The sequence below is a fragment of the Lyngbya sp. CCY1209 genome, assembly GCF_055795065.1.
This window is the reverse complement of record NZ_JAYFER010000538.1, coordinates 1-18,903: the sequence shown is the minus strand read 5'-3', so window position 1 is coordinate 18,903 and position 18,903 is coordinate 1. Positions and strand designations below refer to the sequence as shown.

At 56.3% G+C, this 18,903-nt stretch carries 17 protein-coding genes and 1 riboswitch; of the genes, 8 read left to right on the top strand and 9 right to left on the bottom strand.

Annotated elements, in window-relative coordinates; genetic code table 11:
* The first annotated feature begins 2 nt into the window (after positions 1-2).
* Both AC0QHF_RS17855 and AC0QHF_RS17850 read left to right on the top strand, forming a co-directional pair.
* Positions 3-980 (top strand): acetamidase/formamidase family protein, encoded by a 978-nt coding sequence (locus tag AC0QHF_RS17855; protein WP_324705588.1) that lies wholly within the window; start codon positions 3-5, stop codon positions 978-980.
* A complete protein-coding gene (locus AC0QHF_RS17850; protein WP_324705587.1) occupies positions 977-1,789 on the top strand; it encodes a sulfite exporter TauE/SafE family protein in 813 nt (270 codons plus the stop codon). Before AC0QHF_RS17855 ends, AC0QHF_RS17850 begins: the two co-directional genes overlap by 4 nt.
* A gap of 439 nt (positions 1,790-2,228) precedes the next feature.
* Here the strand turns inward: AC0QHF_RS17850 and AC0QHF_RS17845 are convergent, their stop codons facing one another.
* Genes AC0QHF_RS17845 through AC0QHF_RS17835 form a run of 3 tightly spaced genes read right to left on the bottom strand, consistent with a single transcriptional unit; the run spans position 2,229 to position 4,196 of the window.
* Positions 2,229-2,795 carry a hypothetical protein gene (locus AC0QHF_RS17845; protein ID WP_324705586.1) on the bottom strand — a complete coding sequence of 189 codons (567 nt, stop codon included), beginning with the start codon at positions 2,793-2,795 and terminating at the stop codon, positions 2,229-2,231.
* Positions 2,792-3,931, bottom strand: a complete 1,140-nt coding sequence (gene ribD / locus AC0QHF_RS17840) for a bifunctional diaminohydroxyphosphoribosylaminopyrimidine deaminase/5-amino-6-(5-phosphoribosylamino)uracil reductase RibD (RefSeq protein WP_324705585.1) — start codon at positions 3,929-3,931, stop codon at positions 2,792-2,794. The genes AC0QHF_RS17845 and ribD overlap by 4 nt, the downstream gene beginning before the upstream one ends.
* 40 nt (positions 3,932-3,971) lie before the next feature.
* The gene (locus AC0QHF_RS17835; RefSeq protein ID WP_324705584.1) at positions 3,972-4,196 is read right to left on the bottom strand and encodes a hypothetical protein; all 225 of its coding nucleotides are present in this window, start codon (positions 4,194-4,196) and stop codon (positions 3,972-3,974) included.
* 44 nt (positions 4,197-4,240) lie between these two features.
* Here AC0QHF_RS17835 and AC0QHF_RS17830 point away from each other — a divergent pair, with 44 nt between their 5' ends.
* The 5 genes from AC0QHF_RS17830 (at position 4,241) to AC0QHF_RS17810 (ending at position 10,132) form a co-directional block, all read left to right on the top strand.
* A complete protein-coding gene (locus AC0QHF_RS17830; protein WP_324705583.1) occupies positions 4,241-5,194 on the top strand; it encodes a (2Fe-2S) ferredoxin domain-containing protein in 954 nt (317 codons plus the stop codon).
* Between the two features lie 91 nt (positions 5,195-5,285).
* Positions 5,286-5,430, top strand: a riboswitch (cobalamin riboswitch).
* Between the two features lie 456 nt (positions 5,431-5,886).
* Positions 5,887-6,885 (top strand): hypothetical protein, encoded by a 999-nt coding sequence (locus AC0QHF_RS17825; protein ID WP_324705582.1) that lies wholly within the window; start codon positions 5,887-5,889, stop codon positions 6,883-6,885.
* Between the two features lie 26 nt (positions 6,886-6,911).
* On the top strand, positions 6,912-9,179 hold the full coding sequence (metE, locus tag AC0QHF_RS17820) for a 5-methyltetrahydropteroyltriglutamate--homocysteine S-methyltransferase (RefSeq protein ID WP_324705581.1): 2,268 nt from the start codon (positions 6,912-6,914) through the stop codon (positions 9,177-9,179).
* Between the two features lie 84 nt (positions 9,180-9,263).
* Entirely contained in the window at positions 9,264-9,737 is a 474-nt protein-coding gene (locus AC0QHF_RS17815; protein WP_324705580.1) for a hypothetical protein, read from the top strand.
* Between the two features lie 14 nt (positions 9,738-9,751).
* Positions 9,752-10,132, top strand: coding sequence for a DUF1636 domain-containing protein (locus AC0QHF_RS17810; protein WP_324705579.1), 381 nt, complete (start codon positions 9,752-9,754; stop codon positions 10,130-10,132).
* On the opposite strand, the gene AC0QHF_RS17805 is transcribed toward AC0QHF_RS17810, so the two are convergent.
* From AC0QHF_RS17805 to AC0QHF_RS17790, 4 genes are all read right to left on the bottom strand, one after another.
* Positions 10,129-10,365: a hypothetical protein gene (locus tag AC0QHF_RS17805; RefSeq protein ID WP_324705578.1), complete on the bottom strand. Its 237-nt coding sequence runs from the start codon at positions 10,363-10,365 to the stop codon at positions 10,129-10,131. The genes AC0QHF_RS17810 and AC0QHF_RS17805 overlap by 4 nt on opposite strands.
* A 122-nt stretch (positions 10,366-10,487) precedes the next feature.
* Positions 10,488-10,682: a hypothetical protein gene (locus tag AC0QHF_RS17800; protein WP_324705577.1), complete on the bottom strand. Its 195-nt coding sequence runs from the start codon at positions 10,680-10,682 to the stop codon at positions 10,488-10,490.
* A gap of 143 nt (positions 10,683-10,825) precedes the next feature.
* Positions 10,826-13,816 (bottom strand): plasmid replication protein, CyRepA1 family, encoded by a 2,991-nt coding sequence (locus tag AC0QHF_RS17795; RefSeq protein WP_324705576.1) that lies wholly within the window; start codon positions 13,814-13,816, stop codon positions 10,826-10,828.
* 198 nt (positions 13,817-14,014) lie between these two features.
* Positions 14,015-15,643, bottom strand: a complete 1,629-nt coding sequence (locus tag AC0QHF_RS17790) for an adenylate/guanylate cyclase domain-containing protein (RefSeq protein WP_324705575.1) — start codon at positions 15,641-15,643, stop codon at positions 14,015-14,017.
* Positions 15,644-15,985: 342 nt separating this feature from the next.
* Between AC0QHF_RS17790 and recF the strand changes: the two genes are divergently transcribed.
* Complete coding sequence (recF, locus tag AC0QHF_RS17785) at positions 15,986-17,134, top strand: DNA replication/repair protein RecF (protein WP_324705574.1); 1,149 nt, start codon at positions 15,986-15,988, stop codon at positions 17,132-17,134.
* Positions 17,135-17,235: 101 nt separating this feature from the next.
* Here the strand turns inward: recF and AC0QHF_RS17780 are convergent, their stop codons facing one another.
* Positions 17,236-17,421 carry a hypothetical protein gene (locus tag AC0QHF_RS17780; RefSeq protein WP_324705573.1) on the bottom strand — a complete coding sequence of 62 codons (186 nt, stop codon included), beginning with the start codon at positions 17,419-17,421 and terminating at the stop codon, positions 17,236-17,238.
* 419 nt (positions 17,422-17,840) lie between these two features.
* Positions 17,841-18,716 carry a lysophospholipid acyltransferase family protein gene (locus AC0QHF_RS17775; RefSeq protein WP_324705572.1) on the bottom strand — a complete coding sequence of 292 codons (876 nt, stop codon included), beginning with the start codon at positions 18,714-18,716 and terminating at the stop codon, positions 17,841-17,843.
* Positions 18,717-18,903 lie beyond the last annotated feature (187 nt).

Below are 18,903 nucleotides of genomic sequence, written 5' to 3'. Positions count from 1 at the left end.
ATATGGTCAACCACCGCCTGAAGGCCACCGCCGCCACCACCCATTTGGGGGGCTTTTCCGATCGCCTCCCACCCGCCCTGTCCGTCAAATCCGGCGATCGCATCGAGGTCGAAACCTACACCGGATATTATCTCTATGATGGTGCCCCGGAAGGGTTCCTGACGCCAGAATTCGTGCAACTGTGCCAAACCCTGTCCCGCGATCGCATCGTCGGACCCGGGCCCCACCTCCTCACCGGGCCGATTGTCGTCGAAACCGCCCAACCCGGAGACGTTTTGGAAGTCCGCCTGGAGTCCATTTCCCCCCGCCTCGCCGTCGGCTTCAACGCCATCCGGACCGGCTGGGGCGCCCTGCCGGAGCGATTTTCCGACCCCAAACTGCGGTTTATCGACCTCGATCTTAACCGCAACGTCACCGAATTTCCCCCCGGAAGCGGCGTCGAAATCCCCCTCCGCCCCTTTTTCGGCATTTTGGGCGTGGCCACCGCAGAACGCGATCGCTCCTCCATCCCCCCCGGCATCTACGGCGGCAATATTGACAACCCGGAATTGCAACCCGGTTCCCGCATTTTCCTCCCCGTTTTCGTCCCCGGTGCCCTATTTTCCATCGGGGACGGACACGCCGCCCAGGGGGCCGGGGAGGTGAACACGACGGCGATCGAAACCTCCATGAACGGGACAATCCAACTGATTTTGCACAAAAATTGGACCCTGGACGCACCCCTAGCAGAAACGTCAACTGATATCATCACGATGGGTTTCGGCGAGACGCTGGACGAAGCCTTCGAGTCCGCTTTGAACGGGACGATCGCCCTTTTGGAGCGATCGCTCAATATCACCCCAGAAGATGCCTACGTCCTCTGTTCTTTAGCGGTCGATTTCCGCATCACCCAGGTCGTCAATAGCCCCCAAAAAGGCGTCCACGGTGCGATCGCCAAATCCATGCTTCCCGACACATTTCAACTCCTCCCCAACCGATGAATTTCGACTTATTTTCCCCCCTCCAACTCCTCATCCTCGCCGGCGCCGGACTCTTCGCGGGAATCCTCGCCGGATTTTTGGGAATTGGCGGGGGAACCGTCCTCGTGCCCCTGCTTTTAACCCTCGGCAACACCCCCATCCAATCCGTCGCCACCAGCACTTTATCGATCGTCATCACCGCCATTTCCGGCAGCGTCCAAAACTGGCGGATGGGCGTCCTCAGCCCGGATCGGGTTCTCGGCATCGGATTTCCCGCCCTCATCACCGCCCAAATCGGCGCCTATTTCGCCGACTTATTACCCGCCTTTTGGCTATTGGTCGCTTTCGGATGTTTGCTGCTGCTAAATATCTATTTGGTACAAGTCCGCAAACAAGTCACCGCCAAACGGCGACTCCGGGAAGAACAAAACGAGGATATCGCCCCCGAAACCAATTCGATGAACCCAACTTTCGCCCGCATTGTAACCGGCAGTCTCGCCGGACTCCTCGCCGGATTGTTCGGCGTCGGCGGCGGCGTGATCATGGTGCCCCTGCAAATTTTACTATTGGGAGAAACGATAAAAGTCGCGATCCAAACCAGCCTCGGCGTGATTGTCATTACCGCCATTTCCGCCTGTTTCGGGCACGCTTTGCGGGGAAACGTCCTCTGGATTCCCGGAATTCTCCTGGGTTTGGGAGGTTTGGTGGGCGCCCAAATCAGCACCCGATTTTTACCCAAACTACCCGATCGCGTCGTCAGTTTGGCATTCCGAACCTTGCTGGCGTTGCTATCAGTTTATGTGTTCTGGAGGGCGTGGGGAACCATGTAGCACGGGCATCTTGCCGGTGAGGAGGAGCGATCGTTGAAAATGCCTGATGTTGTAGCCGATTTTATTCTTGTTCTTTTAAATTAACCACAGAGGCACAGAGGACACAGAGAGATTAACTGTAAAAAGGAAATGGTGGGTTACTATAAAAGGGAGTAGGGAGTCGAGAGATTGATCATTCCCGGCGTGTTACCACGCCAGCGATCGTTGCTATATTACCCATTAATTTAAGCAATAATAGATCACGGGGAACGCACCCCACAACGAACCCAAATCTGTGTTATCTGTATAATCGGTGAATAAAATCAACTAAAATCTGCGTAATCTGCGTAATCTGTGGACTTAAAATCACTCAAATCTCAGCTATTATCAACCCCCTATTTCAGAGTAAGAAAAGAAAATAGGGAATCAAAAAATTTCCCGACTCCCTACTCCCTATTCCCTACTCCCTCTCTTCCATTGGGGGAAGCCGCGGCACATCCTGGGGGATGCGGTTGAGGGTACTCGAAACCAAAGCGTATCCCAAATAGGCCGGGAGGACGATCGCCACCAAAAACGCGAACCCCGCCAGCCAAGCGGTGGGGTCGAAACCGGAGCCGTAAGAACAGCGGTAGGGGTCGATGGGGGGAGGGGTTTCCGAGGGCAATTGAGAGTCCGTCGGGCGGCGGAACCGCACCCGGCGATCGTCGAGTTTTTCCACCATCACCCAACCCGCGATCGCCTCTTCTTTGCACAGTTGCTCGAAAATCTTCGGGTTGCGAAATAAGTCCCGCTGGGCGCGGACAATTTTATATTCCCACTCCGGGTTACTGGGGGAATGGCCGTTGGGTTGAGACGATCGCGCGGTCTTCGTCTGGGGATTTTCCGAATCGTAGCGGGTCAAAATGTCCTCCTCCTCTTCCTGTTCTCGTTCCGCTTCGGCTTGTGTGGCGCAGATCCAGCTTCCCGCCAGAACGGCTTCCAAGCCCAGGCTGCTGACCATCAAGCTGTAAATAATAACCTCGTTCATGGCATCTCAAGGTCGATGTTCGAGCCGCCGCGATCGCCCAAATAGCCCTCGATCAGGTAATCCGGGCCGAGCGATCGCAGCGTCACCCGTTCCAAGGCTAGGGCCTCAGTCATCCGGGTCAGGCCCAAATCCCCGACGGGGGAAGGTGCCGTCCGTCCACCAATAATTTTAGGGGCAATAAACGCCCAAATTTTGTGAACCGCGCCCCGGGCGATCGCTTCGGCGGCCAACCGCCCCCCGCATTCCCACAAGACCGACAAAAATTGACGCTCATAGAAATATGCCATAACTTGGGCGGGGGTGAGCGGCGAAAACTCCACCACCTCTACCCCCTGTTTCTCCAGGTGCGCCCGAAAATCCGGACGGCGTCCCGCCTCGGCAAACACCACCGTGGGGGCTTCCGAAGTGTCCCACAGCCGCGCCTCCCACGGCAAATCCAAAGTCCGACTCATCACCGCCCGCAGGGGATTCGGTTCCCCCTGGCCGTGGGTAGTTAAATGAGGATTATCCCGCCGCACCGTATTTCCCCCCACCACCACCGCATCGCAGGCGACCCGCAGGCGGTGCACTTCCCGGCGGGCGTCCGGCCCCGTCACCCAAGCGCTGTGTCCCGTATCGGTCGCGATTTTACCATCCAAGGTCATGGCGTATTTGAGGATGCCGAAGGGCTCGCGGTGCAGAATCCGGTGGATGAAAGCCTCGTTGAGTTGTCGGCAGTCCTCCTCTTCCACCCCCGCCACCACCTCGATACCCGCCCCCCGCAGCCGTTCGATGCCGCGTCCGGCCACCAGGGGATTGGGATCGACCATCCCCGCCACCACCTTGGCGACTCCCGCCTCGATCAGAGCCTCCGTACAGGGGGGGGTGCGCCCGTAATGGTTGCAGGGTTCCAGGTTGACGTAAACCGTCGCGCCCCGGGCCCGTTCTCCGGCCTCCCGGAGGGCGAAGACTTCGGCGTGGGGTTGTCCGGCGCCGGGGTGAAATCCCTCGCCGACGATTTCATCTTCATCGACAATGACACAGCCCACCAGGGGATTGGGGGCGGTTTTGCCCAGGCCGCGGCGGGCCAGGTCCAGAGAGTGCCGCATCATCCGGCGATCGCGGTCTGGGAAATCGGGAAGATTCGTTTGGGTCATCTTAATAATTAATTATTAATTGTTAATTATTAATTATTAATTATCGGGCGACGGGGTTCGAGACGGTCCAGTGGGGCCCCCGCAGGGTGGTTTGCAACTGCCAAGCGCCGACGAGGGGATTGTTCACCTTCAGGATGCCATCGTAGACCGCCAAATTGATATAGGGACTCTCCAGAACCGGCCAGTCGGCGAGGCTGCGCCGTTCCCCGTTACTTGAATTCTGGGGGGCGGTGCGGGCTGGGACGGGATGGGTTTCATCCGCCAATATAGGGCGATTCGGGCCGATCGCGACACTGCTGTAAGATCGAGATGCAACGAGTGAGGATCTATCAAAAGGTGCACATCCAGACCCAGAGCTTTGTCCGAGCCTGGCGATCGCTCGCCGACGGTCGCCCGATCCCCTTTTCCCTGTTAGCCGTCGGTGCGGCCAGTAACGCCATCTATCCCCACGTCCCCCTGGTGGCGTTTGCGGCCATGAGCGGGGTGATGTTGACCCGCCAGAGGGCGATCGCAGTTGCCGGGGCAATTTGGTTGATCAACCAGGCGATCGGCTTCGGATGGCGCGGGTATCCCCTCACGGGTGTTGCCTTCACCTGGGGGGCGCTGATGGGTGTCGGAACGCTATTGGTGGTACTGTTGGCGAGTTGGCGACCCCCCTTCAGCCAGTCCACCTGGGTCGGACATGGGCTGTGGAGCGCGATCGCCCTGGTGGGGGGGTTTCTCCTCTATCAAGGACTGATTTTATTCGCCTATTTTTTCATCAGCGATGGGCATTTTATGGAGCCGACGCTCGTTTTGCGGCTGTTCGTGAAGCCAATTATTTGGGGTGGAGCGATCGCGATCGGGTACAATTTCTGTCTCTGGCGCACCTACACCGCCACCCTGTCTAAAAAGCTGAGTTTGTACGAAGAATTACGCCAGATTTATGTGTTGGGCGATCGCCCCATCCCCTACGATCGCAACCCTCTTAAACGTCCTTATATTTCCGTGTGTCGGTCGAGTCGCTGCTATCCTTCTCGCCGATGGCAACCGATTTATGATGCCCTTCAAAAAGCAGTGGAAGAAACCGAAGCCGATGTGACAGTAATGAGTGCCGGTTGTTTGGAAGTGTGCAAACTCGGCCCGGTAGTATTCTACTCCGGCGATCGCACTTGGTACACCCGCGTCACCCCAGAAGTGGCCGGGGAAATTGTCCGAGAACACCTGATCGGCGGTAAAAAAGTCACCCGCCATCTCTATCCGCCTGTCGATGCCCAAGGTTGATATGGCGCCGCGAGTAGGGTACAGGGACGGAGGGGCGATCGAAGATTCTACTCCCTATTTTTCAAACTGACCGATCGCGCATTTTTGTGGTATGCTAGGCAGAACTATCGGTTCTGGCGGGGATCAGCCGCCAGAGGAAACGGGGAAAGTGCAGTGAGAATCTGCCGCTGTCCCGCAACTGTGAAGGAGGTTTCGCACCTCCAAGTCAGGATGCCCGCCGATGGAAAGTCCATGTTCTGCAACATCTGCGAGGTACGGATGATGGTCCATTCAGTCTGTTCAAAATCCAAATCTAAGGGGCGAGTCCTCGACGAAACTCCCGCGCCAATTTTCTACGAACCCGACGGGGGAGACTTTGAGCCTGAGAATTGAAAGACAAAACTCGGGTGCGATCCGTGACAGTGTAGCGATAGCCTATAGCAGTGTGAAATGATTCGTGAAATTTGTCGGCTCAGAGCCCCCAGAATTGGGGGTTTGGGGGCTAGATATTTTTCCAATGCTTTCACAGGGCTGTAGATAGGTTGATGGGGCGAGTATCGCACTTTTAATTAATCGCCAAAAATGCGGGTTGGTGTGATGCCAGTCTGACATTTGCTGCGGTCACAATACGGGTGACTTCCTGACGAGTCATATTGATCGGCTCGTGGGGTGATTTCGTGCTGAAAAAAAATTCAGATCAACAAAGACCAAACATGAGCAATCTCATCATCGGGACGGCGGCAAACGATACGCTTGTCGGTTCCCAGGAATCGGACACTATCAAAGGAAATCAGGGTAACGACTCGATCGCAGGCCTTGGAGGCAATGATATTCTGCACGGAGGCAGTGGAAATGACATCATTTCCGGCGACTTCGGCAATGACGTTCTCTATGGAGACTTGGGCAGTGATACCTTAACGGGCGGTGCGGGGCAAGACCGATTTGTCATCGGACGCCGGAGTGCCACCGTGACGACGGGAGGGCGTTCGGAATCCGATGCCGACACCATCGCCGACTTTACCCCCGGTGAAGATGTCATCACCCTGGAACCCGGTCTGAACTTCGGAGAACTATTCGTCAGTCAAGGCCGGGAAGAATTGGCCGACAGCACCATTATCAGTGATTTGCTCACCGGCCATTTTCTGGCAATTTTGCCCGGTATCGACGCCGACGATTTATCCTTCAGCAATTTCACCACCGCGATCGAACCGCTGGAAATCTATTCCGGATCGACCGAAGATCCCGGAAAAATTGATTCGGCTATCCCCGGATTTACGGGCTCCGACGGGGCGGGAAAAGTCACCCCCAACAATACCCTCAACCCGATTTTTGTCGGCTGGGCAACCGGAGTGGAAAATTATCAGCCCGCCCCCGGTGTCGAAGCCCGATGGCAAACCCCAGAAAACGCCCTGGGGCCGGTTACAGGCGAGTCGGTCAACATCGTCTCCCTCGGCGATCTTGACAGCGATCGAATCGATGCCGGAATACCTCCGGGTGAAATTACCTTTTCCTTCGATTCGGGAATTCGCAATGGTGCCGGAGCCGATTTTGCCGTGTTTGAAAATGGCTTCAATAACCGGGGCGGCATCTTCGGCGAACTCGCCTATGTGGACGTTTCCAGCGACGGGGTAAACTTTGCCCGATTTGAGAGTGACTTTGAACCCGGTTCCAGAAGGTGGAAATTCCACCCAGTTTTTTATTGCCAACTTTGACGTTATTAAATTAGGAGAAATTGACCGTGACGATTCAAACAGAAACCTTGGGCTATCCCCGGATCGGAAAAAAACGGGAAGTTAAAAAAGCCCTGGAAGCCTTTTGGGGCGGAAAATCCGACGAGGAAACCCTGCTGCAAATCCTGCGGGAAGTGGAAACCTCGAACTGGAAAACCCAGTTGGAAGCCGGAATCGATCGCATCGGCATCGGCGACGGCAGCCTCTACGACCTGGTGTTAGATTGGAGCGTGCGGCTGGGCATCATTCCCGATCGCTTCCGCCACTTATCCGGCATCGATCGCTACTTTGCGATGGCCCGGGGCAAAGACGGGATTCCGGCCCTGGAGATGACCAAGTGGTTCGACACCAACTATCACTACCTCGTCCCGGAACTGGACGGAACCCTGCACACCCAAGACTTCAGCGACTTTTTAGCGACCGTGGAACGCGCCCAAACCGTACTCGGCGATCGCGCCGTGCCGATCGTGTTGGGGCCGCTGACCCTGCTGCGTTTGAGTCGCGTGGATCTCGGCTTCGATGATGCCGTCGGCCAACTGCGCGATCGCTATGTCACCTTACTCGAAGAACTGAAAAACGCGGGGGTTTCCGAAGTTCAAATCCACGAACCCGCCCTGGTGTTCGGAGATGCGGAAACCTTCAAAACCGCCACCGCCTCCACCTACGCCGCCTTCGCTGCCGTGGGATTGCCCATTCACTTGGTCACTTATTTCGACGACTTGGGAACCACCTATTCCTGGGTGACGCAACTGCCGGTTTCTGCCATCAGCCTCGACTTCACCAGGGGGCGGAATTTGGATTGGCTCAAACAGCACGGTTTCCCGGCAGACAAACGCCTGGGGGTGGGAATTGTCGATGCCCGCAACATTTGGAAATTGCGGTTGGAAACGACCCTTTCCACCTTGGAAACCATTCAAAGTGTCACGTCGAATTTCAGCTTGCACCCCTCGGCATCCCTGCAATTTGTCCCCTACGATGCAGCTCTGGAAAAGGAACTGCCCGAACCCCTGCGAAATGTCCTCAGCTTTGCCGAACAAAAGCTGGATGAAGTGGCACTTTTGGCCCGTTCTCTTGCCGAGGACGACGCCCGCCACCGTCACTTGAACGATTCTCAAAAACTGTGGGCGATTTTCGAGGAATTCAACCCCATCAATTCTGGTGTGTGGGAACAATTGAATAGCCTGACAGAATCTGATTTTCAGCGATCGCCCTCCTATTCCCTGCGACTGTCCAAACAGGTGCAACTGCCCCCCCTGCCCACCACCACCATCGGCTCATTTCCCCAAACCCAGGAGGTGCGACAACTGCGGGTGAAGTACAAGCGGGGCGAGTTGAGCGAAACCGAGTACCGGGCCGCGATCGACGCCCAGATCGCCGAGTGCATCAAAATCCAGGAGGCGATCGGGCTGGATGTCCTGGTACACGGGGAATTCGAGCGCACCGACATGGTGGAATATTTCGGGCAGCAACTCGAAGGGTTCGCCTTCACCGTGCATGGCTGGGTGCAAAGTTACGGCAGCCGCTGCGTGCGTCCCCCCATCATTTACGGGGATGTCTCGCGCCCCCACCCGATGACCGTGCGGGAATACAAAGTCGCCCAATCCCTGACTGAAAAGCCGATGAAGGGGATGCTCACCGGGCCGGTGACAATCATCAACTGGTCCTTCCCCCGCGCCGATATTTCCCGGCGGGATCAGGCGTTTCAGATCGCCCTGGCGTTGCGGGAAGAAGTGGCCGATTTGGAAGCTGCGGGGGCCCAGATCGTCCAGGTGGACGAACCCGCCCTGCGGGAAGGATTGCCCCTGAAGACGGAACGCTGGAGCGAGTATCTGACCTGGGCGGTGGATGCTTTTCGCCTGTCAACGGCGATCGCCCGACCCCAAACCCAGGTTCACACCCATATGTGCTATAGCGAATTTGGCGACATTATCCGCGACATCGAGAATCTGGATGCGGACGTGATTTCCATCGAAAATAGTCGCAGCAATAACCGCACGTTAAAAGAGGTGACGGAAGCGGGCTATTCCCATCAAATTGGCAACGGAGTTTACGACGTTCATTCTCCCATAGTTCCCCCGACTGAGCAGGTGGTGCAACAGTTGAAATCTGGCATCGCCAACCTCCCCACGGAGCAAATTTGGGTGAATCCCGATTGCGGGTTGAAAACTCGCCACTGGGAAGAAGTGATTCCGGCTTTGAAAAATATGGTGGAAGCGACCCGAATTCTCCGCCAAGAATTGTCATCTGAGACGGATTCACCGTCTCAAGATTCCTAATTTCATCGTCCGCAACTGGGGCAGGATTCCCGTGGGAACTGCCCCACCCGTCGAGACTCGAAAGCAGATCGAAAAGAAATTAAAATGACAATATCTGAATTCCGAGAAAACTGGCGACAAGCCTTCGTGGAAACCAATCTTTTGATCATCGGTTATAACGCCTGGGTCGGCTATCTAGCTGGAGAGCAGGGAGCCGTAGTGTGCAGCCTCAACCATCCCCGTTTGGGAATGACGGGGGAAACGTTTCGGGCGAATTATGTGCCGCGATCGCGCATGGCACCTTTTTTGAATGCTTGGCTGGTCGTCCCCGACACGGCGATCCTCCAGCACCACCACATCAATTCTCACATTTTGCAGGCGATCGATGTTTACAATCCCGAAACCGACGCGATTTTGCTGTTAGAATCCGGGCAGATGGTGACGTTTCTCTACCTGCGAAATCTGCCGATCGCGCCCCCAAAAGGCTACGAGATGGTCTGCAAGTGCTGGGAGGAATTTTATATCTCAGATGCCGACCTCTCCCAGATGAAAATTTTTCAAATTGACCTGATCTGCTAAGGAGTGATACAATCATGGAAAAAGCCACTTTATTTGTCTGTTCCCTCTGCCGATTTTCTGAGACTGAAAACAGCCGGGACGGTTTGTCCGGCGGACAGCATTTAATCGATCGCCTGGAAGGGGAATTGGAGGCAAAAAACTTGTCCGATGCCATTCACCTGCAACCCGTGCGGTGCATGGCGGCTTGCGGCCGTTCCTGCAATACAACCCTGGCGGCACCGGGTAAGCTGACATTCATATTCAGCAACCTTTCCCCCACCGACTCGGCGGCGGAATTGTCGGAGTTTTGTCAGCAATATGTTGCCCGTCCGGATGGAAAAGTCCCCCAGGTCGAACGCGCTTCCAGCATTCGTCAAGCCACGGCGTTTATTCTCCCTCCATTGCCGAGGAATTAAATGAACGTGAGTTCGACGAGAACAGTATGGTGCGATCGGTGCGCGATGGCGCGAAGGGCATCGGCAAAGCCGATCGCACGAAGGGCGGTAGCCGGGGCAATCACCTCCTCGCCCCGTCCGGCCACCAGGGGATTGGGGGCGGTTTTGCCCAGGCCGCGGCGGGCTAGGTCCAGAGAGTGTCGCATCATCCGGCGATCGCGGTCTGGGGGTTCGGAGGGGTTCGGTACGTTCATCCCAATAATTAACAATTAACAATTAATACAGTAATTTTCAAGTCAATGAGGTACACTTTCTAATTCAAAGTCCCCGTACAAATTTCTCGCGTTGCCACAATGGCTCCCCCCTTACTCCCCCCTTACAAATCGGTATTCCAGCCCCGATCATCAATTTTCGTCCGGTCCAGTCCCTTTTTCAACTTCGCCAGGGTGGGATAGTCTTCGAGTTGGGCAACATCGGTAATCCAGGCGGTTTTGACGCCGTGGGCGACCAGGGCTTGGTAATCTTCGTATTTGTCGGAAACGGGGGTTTGCAATTCGACGCGATCGCCCAAGGGGCGGGCGACGAGCCAGATATTTTCGATTTTCCAAATGTACCAGTCCCCGTGGCGTTCGGGGGGGCGCGAGGGGGGGGGCGGCGGGGAGGGCCAGCCAAGCGTGTTTTTCGTTCATCCTCGCCGCGACTTCCGGATCTCCCCTACACTGACAACCGGAGCTGGGTGTATTCGGACTCCGCCGCCGCAGAACTCGCCGCCGCTTCCCCGTCCGCCGTTCGTCGCCCCGGACACTGCCCTTCCCACTGCAACCACTGTTGGAATACCCCCTCCCGGCCGTCATCGGGGGTAACGAGATGGTAAACGCGATATCGCTTTTTCCGGTAACTTTCCAAGCGATCGCACTTCAACCCATAGCCAATTTGATCCAGAAATCGCCGCAAAACCATAATCGGCGTCGATCGCGCCGCCAACCCGATCCCCGTAATCGACTTGATCCCGGCGCGATCGCTCAATGCCATCGTCGCCATCTTCTGTAGATCGGGATCAATATTTTTCAACTCCCGACGTTCATCCCGCAACAAAACCGGAATCCCCAATAACTCCATCGTTCCCACGATCGCCCCCAACTGCGATCGGTTAAAATCCGGGCTAAACAGACCCCCCCCGCCCCGATCCAACAACTGGCGGGCGATCGCGGCATCCCGACCCGCCAAAAACGGGCGCCCGACCGTGAGAAAATAGTGCAGTCGCAACTGGTCGTACCAGCCGCGATCGTCTTTCATCACCAGATCCGCCGTCACCGAAACGCCGTAACGCAACTGTAGCTCAAATTTTCGCAATTCCCGCCGTTCACCCGGGGTTTTCAGCATCTGTTTTTGCAAAAGCTGGTATTCGCGATCGCCGATCTCCCGGGCCAATGCGATCGCCCAACAGTCCTTCCGATAGTTGCGATCGCGCACCGCCGCAATCAGTTCCCCCAAACTCGGTTTCGCCGCCCCCTGCAAGTCCCCTTCCTCCCCGGTGGGAGACACCGCCGCCAATCGGTGGCCCTCCGCAGCCAATCCCGCCAACACCGACTCCCGGTAGCGGATCATCCCCGCATTGAACCGCACCGCCATTTTCCCCCAACACAGCAGGGACTCGGCCTGAAACCCCACTTCCAAATCGTCCAAACCCTCGAAATCCGACTGCTGCAACAAACGCACATTCAACCGCGTCAGGCGATTTCCACAAGTCAACAGGGAGGCGACGGACAGCGCCCCATTCCCCACCTGATTAAACCCGTGGGAAGCCACCCACAGATAACGGGGCAGATTCTCCCGCACCCGCCCCAAGGCCTGACGGACGGAGTTTTCCGCCTGGATGCCCTGGGCGATGCCCCAAACTGAGGTAAAATGTCCCCGCAAATCGATACTGACCCCCGTTTCGATGCAAGGGGAAGCCAAAACGATATCGTAATCTCCCAAAACCTCCTCTGGGCGATCCATGCAACCCCGGGCGGGATGGGTGGAGTCGGCCAAAGATTCCGAGTCGATACGGAGAATTTTGCGATCGGGAAATTGGGCGTTCAGATAGGTTTCCAGGGTGCGAGTCCCCCACTGACTCGCCAACTTTTGGGCGGACAGGCAGACGAACGGACGCCCCCCGGCGGCGATGTGGCGTTCCAAATCCTTGACCAGTTGTTTAGGGGTGTGACCTTCGTAGTGACGGACCGTCCAGGCGTCCTCTGCTTCGGGCTTCCAGTGGTTTTCGACAATAAACGGTGTCAGGGGAACCCCCGATAATGCTTTGATATAGTCGATCGCGGTATCGCTGAGATCGGCGTCGGCGACCACCACCCGGCCGGTTCCTCCCAGTACATTTTGGATCAGGGTTTTGAGCGATCGCAGGATCGCCACCCGCGATTTCTGGCAGGTTTCGGAGTTCAACCCGTGCCAAAACACCTGTTCCACTTCGTCGAAAATAACCAAACCGTCGGACCAGCGATCGGGGTCGAAGCGGACCGCCGATCCGGGGTGCAGGGAGTCGATGCACAACCCATATCCCTCGCCGGGAGAAATCACCGTTCCGACATCTGATTTCATGTAAGTTAAACCGAACCGCCGACACAGGGACTCCACCAACCGGACGCGGTGGCCCACCACCAGCACCCGTTGAGAGCGATCGCGGGCCCGTCTGACGATCGCCTCCAAGAAACGGGTTTTTCCCGTCCCCTTGGGGGATTTGATGCCCACCAACTGGGCGGTTTCGGGAATCGTCAGGTCATCGGGGAGATAGCGGCTTTCGATGTGGATATCGGCGGGGTGGGTCAGGCGGGAATAGGACATCGCCCGCCAGTTTGACCAGGGGAGGGCGCTTTGGTAGGCTTGTTCTAAAGCCGATACCCCGCAGTTGGCGATCAGGTCGTCCACCCCTTTGCCCAAACTGGGATTCCAGGTGGCTACCTTGACCGCACATCCGGCCCGGTTCAGGAGGGAGCCCATCTGAGCGATCGCCCCATCGACGGCTTTGACGGTGGCGGGTTTGGTATCGCGATCGAAGATAATGCACATTTCCCGTCCGGGAACCGCCAATTTCTGCAATTCGGGAATTAAACGGGATTTGCCCGTCCGGTTGCCCCAGCCATCCCGGGGGGTGCGATAACCGCCGTGGATGCCGGCCAGGGCGATGGCGGCGTATCCGGCACTCAGCAGGGCTCCGGCCTTTTTCGCCCCTTCCGTGACGCACAGGGGGACTTCGGGATGGTTGACAACCCACTCCCAGAACCCCAAATCCGGGCGATCGCTTTGAATGTCTTCCGGGGAAAGACTCAACCCGTGGCGGCCCGCGATCGCCCTCCAGATGTCCTCAGATACCCGCAGGGCGAAGATTCCCGTGGGGGTTTGGGGGGGATGTTCGTATTTGATCGGTTTGTTGCGATCGCGGCTGATGCGGGGGTCAGCGGGTTTAAAACAGCCCCAGAGATCCTCGTGTCCGGTCAAAACATTCACCCCGGAACACCACCAACCCCCCTGATTGACGTGGCTGTAGCGGTTGAGGATGCGATCGCACACCCGGCCGTCATTGCGGCGGGGGAGGCTATCGGCGTACAGCAGATAATCCAGGGGGCGATCGCCCTCCAGGGGAATGACGTTGAGTCGGGTGAGCTGTTCGTCAACGCAGCTCGCGTTCCATTCGATCAAGTGATTCACGGCGTCTCCATCAACACGGGGTTTACCAAGATAACGCCAGATGTGCCGTTTGTGCGAACCAATTTTGCACCCGCCCCCCAGATGTGGGGTCGCCTCCCCCGAAAAATTGCGCTGGGGAGGCGGAGGAGGCGGAGGGAGAGGGGGAGGAAAGAAAGCGATTTTTCCGATCAAATCTGAAACACTCTCGCTTGTCAATTATTAATTGTTAATTGTTAATTTCGTCGTGTGCACCTCTTCCCAGTGCAGGCGGTAGAGTTGCAAAGGTTCATCTTTTCCCTTCACCCGGACGGGGGGCAGTTTTTCCAGGGGCAAACTGCGATCGCTCAATCGGTCGTAGGTACTTTGAGAAATCATAATTTCTTCGGCTTTGGCGGCGCTGCAAATGCGGCTGGCGACATTCATGGTGTCGCCGATGTGGGCGTATTGAATCAGGGTGTCGGAACCGATATTTCCCGCCGCCACCTGTCCGGTATTCAAGCCGATGTGAATTTGCAGCGGTTCCGAATACTCCATCATCCAGCGTTGGTTCATGCGGCGGACAGCCCACTGCATATCGATGGCGGCGCGGACGGCGCGATCGACGTCATCATTGCGGGCGTAGGGGGCCCCCCAAACGGCCACCAACGCATCTCCGATATATTTTTCCAAGGTTCCTTCGTAGGGAAAAACAATGTCTTCCACCATGACTCTAAAATATTCGTTGAGCATGGAAATCACCTGGCGGGGTTCCATGCGGGAAGACATCTGGGTGAAGCGGGTGATGTCGGAAAATAGGGCCGTCACTTCCGCCTCGATAATTTCCAGCCGCCCGACTTCCCGCAGTTTCCGGCTGACGGCGGGGGCGAAAAATCGCTCCAGCTTGTCCCGCATCACCGCTTCTTCTTGCATTTTGTGGCGCAGTTCCGCATTGTCGATCGCGATGGCGGCCTGGGCTGCCAACGTACTCAAAAACTCGACATCTTCATTAGAATAAACGTCGGACATTGACAAGTTATCTACGTACAAAACCCCGATCACTTTTTCCCGGGGTTTGAGGGGAACGCAAATCGAGGCGTGGATGGCTTGGCAGAGGATGGACTCGGAATCCTGGAACCGCTCATCGACGTGGGCATCGGAAGTGAGGATGGCGTCGCCCGATTTGAACACGGTGTTGGTAATTCGCTTGCTGTAAAAATGTTCGTCGGCTAAAACGTCCGAGCGATAGCGAACGGCCTTTTGTTCGAGGGTGTCATCCTGGGGATTGACCAATAAAATTGCGGCGCGATCGACGCGCATAATTTTAAACAGCAAATCCAGAATTTTATCGAGGAGTTTGTCGGTCGTTTCCGGGGAGGACAATTGTTTGCTGACATCCAGCAGAATTTTCAGCTTGTCCACCGCCCGCAGGTGGATGTCTTCCTGGCGGAGGTTGAGGACGGAGTGGTTCCCCCGATCCGGTTCGAGCAACTCCTGCATTTCGACGATTTCGGACTGGGGAGAAAACTGGGTGACGACGGCCGCGGGAGAATGCTTTGCCGCCGAGATATTGCTGGAGGTGTTGGAAGAAACCGTAAATTTAAACACCACCCTCCCGCAACGGATCATGTCCCCATCCTGCAACTCAGAACGGTGGATTTGCACGTCGTTGACAAAGGTGTGGTTGCTGCTGTTGCGATCGGTCAGAATTGCCCCGTTTCCTGTCACTTCGATCGTGGCGTGTTTGCGCGACAAACTCACGTCGGTGATACAGATACTATTATCCCGACTGCGCCCGATGGTATTTACACCGCGCTTCAATTCATAGGTGATGGGATGGGATTGATCGGGATCGTGGATTAAATATGGCACGTTCTCATGCAGTTTGCCGAAAATCAGTGAATCTCAAGTCTTCCGCTTTTTGGAGTCAACTCGGCGAGACGGTTTTGGGGACTGTTGCCGAAGAATGAAAGGACTCGGGCATCGATCGCCAGAGCGGGTTTTTAAGGTGGGTTTGGGCGGGCGGAAACCTCAAAAGTGATGTCAAGAATTCCCATACCTTCAGTGCCGACAGAACGTCACCCCTAAGATAGCACGGCACAGTTTTTCTGGACTCGGGGGCAGGAGCGGGGGAGCCAATGGTCAATTGTCAATTATCCCCACACCCTGATTTATGACACAATGGGGGGTCGGGTCTTTTTTTCGTCTTTCCCTATGTACCTGAAAACGCTACATCTCCGGCAGTTTCGCAACTACGAAGCTCAAGACGTGGCGTTCGATGCTCCCAAGACCATTTTAGTCGGCGACAACGCCCAAGGAAAATCGAATCTGCTCGAAGCGGTGGAATTGCTCTCCACCCTCCGCTCTCACCGGGTGAGCCGCGATCGCGACCTGATTTCGGACGATGGCGCGATCGCCCAGGTGACGGCGATCCTGGCCCGAGACAGCGGACAGTTTGACCTCTCCCTCACCCTGCGGAGCCGGGGTCGCCGGACGGTGGCCCTCAACGGCCAAACCCTGAGACGGCAACTGGACTTCCTCAGCATCCTCAACGTGGTGCAGTTTTCGAGCCTCGATCTGGAATTGGTGCGCGGCGGACCCCAGGAGCGCCGAAATTGGCTCGATCGCCTCCTGATCCAGCTCGAACCCGTCTACGCTTACATCCTCCAGCAGTACCATCAGGTGTTGAAGCAGCGGAACGCCCTGTTGAAGCGGGGACGGGGCGGGGAAAGGCCCCCGGAAGAGTTGGCGGTTTGGGACGCTCAACTGGCGGTGACGGGCTCCCGGGTGGTGCGGCGGCGCGATCGCGTCTTGGAACGGCTCGTCCCCCTGGCTCGGAAGTGGCACCACGCCATCAGCGGCAGCACGGAAACCCTGGATATTACTTATTGTCCCAATATTTGCTCCCGGGATATTCCGGACCCTGAATTTTCCCGCTGGCAACCCGAACGGGTGCGGCAGGAGTTTCTGAAAAAAATCGCCGATCGCGCGATCGCCGAACGGCACCAGGGGATCACCCTTGTCGGCCCCCACCGGGACGATGTGGCGTTTACCATCAACAAAACCCCGGCCCGCCAATACGGCTCGGCGGGCCAGCAGCGGACGTTGGTTTTGGCCCTCAAGTTGGCGGAACTGGAACTCATCGAAGCCGTCGTCGGCGAACCCCCGCTGTTGCTGTTGGATGACGTTTTGGCCGAACTGGACCCCAACCGCCAAAACCAACTCCTCGAAGCCATCCAAGAACGATTTCAAACCCTGATCACCACCACCCACCTGGGCTCTTTCGATCCCCAGTGGTTGCAACACAGTCAAATCCTCAGCGTCAAAGCTGGAAAAATAAAACAATTAACAATTAACAATTGAAGGTCCCGATTCGCTTTTTAAGGGGTCGGGAAGAACTGACCATTAATAACGATCAATTGTCGGTTGCCAATTCCCAATTGCCCATCGCAAATTATTAATGATTAATGATTAATTAATTCCCGGGCATAAATGCCGGGGGCGTAGGCTTCGACGACTTTGCCGGTGTTGGAGCAAGTCACCATGAGATAATCGCAGGTGTGACATTGGGTGTGAATGAGTCGATTGTCGTAACACCGTTCGGCATGAGAACCGCAGTTGGGGCAGCGAATGATTTGTTTGGTAGACATTTTAAATTCTTTTTTTTAACGATGTTAATTCGGGGCAATTTACCCCCACCCGGGCTGTCGCAACAACTTAATGTTTGGCAACATGATCGGGGGAAATGTCACCGATAGTGGTTGTCAAGAATAGGATCTCTATTTTGAGCGTTCCCACCCCAACAATTATGTCAGGATTTGATGGGAGTTGCAATCTCTCCCGGGGGGTAAGGCGTTGATCCCCGGGGTGAAAGCGCAGCGATCCGGTGATTTCAGATCGGTAAAAAGCCTTTTGTAAGGGAATTTCAGCCCCAATTGTAAAGTTTTATTGGCATCTTTCTTGCCCGGACTGGCTCCGAATTTTAATAAAGATTTAACGATTTGAATCTTCTCGGAGATAGAGATTTCCCATTCTCTAACGGGCAACCGGGGACGGTTGCCCCCACATCCTACACGGAGTGAGTGGCGCTAACGGCGGAGACGAGGCGATCGAGGGCTTGCTGCATCTGGGTTTTGACCTGTCGGTAACAGGACTCGACGTAATCGCGATCGCGGGCGGCGTCGCGGCCGTAGCGGTCGAACCGGATGGGGGGACAGACGCGGGTGCGGATGGGCGCCGGCAGGGGAAAATTGGGCAGGGGGCCGAGGCTCAGTCCCCAAGGCAGCCCCAAATAAATGGGGAACACTTCGGGATCGAGGTCGAGCAACCAGGGCATCCCCCGCTCGTGCAACCATTTCGCCTGTTCGTAACAGTCGGTGAGGACGATGAGGGTGTCGTGGGCACCGCAGGAAATCACCGGGACGATGGGGGAGCCGGTCCGCAGGGCGAGTTTGATGAATCCCCGCCGCCCCGCAAAGCAAATCTGATTCCTCATCACGTGGGGGCGGAAAACGTCCTCGCCGCCGCCGGGGTACACCAGAACCGGGAAATCCCGCTCCAAGGCCGCGATCGCGATCCGGGGGTGGGCTTGAATGGCTCCGCACTTGACCGCCGGGTGGGCAACGGAAGACGAGATTTTCCAAATGGTGGGGTGCATCAGGCCGTAGATGGGGCGATCGCTGCCGTAGCGGCGCACCCAGTCGTACATACACATATGGGTATCCGGCGCGGCTAACCCGCCATTGTGGGAGCCGACGATCAACATCCGCCCGGAGTCGGGGACGTTCTCCCACCCGTCCGTTTGGACGTGAAAGTAATTGTCGTAAAACCACCCCAGGACGGGCTGGAGGGAACGGATAAATTCTGGATCTCGCCCGTCCAAAGACCAGCCATCTAAATCTGTGGTGTCGGGTGAGGTGCGATCGGGGTCAATTAACGAATTCAACGCTGTCGGCTCCCGGACTCAAATCGGACCTTTGCCAAGATACTCCGATTTTCTCATTCTGACAACTGTTGAGAAGGGGTCGATAACAGAGTTAAGGTATATGAATTAAGTCCGCAGATTTCGCAGATGACGCAGATTTCTGATTTTTTATGTGGGTCGCAGGTGATGGGGCTTTTGTGAATTATGG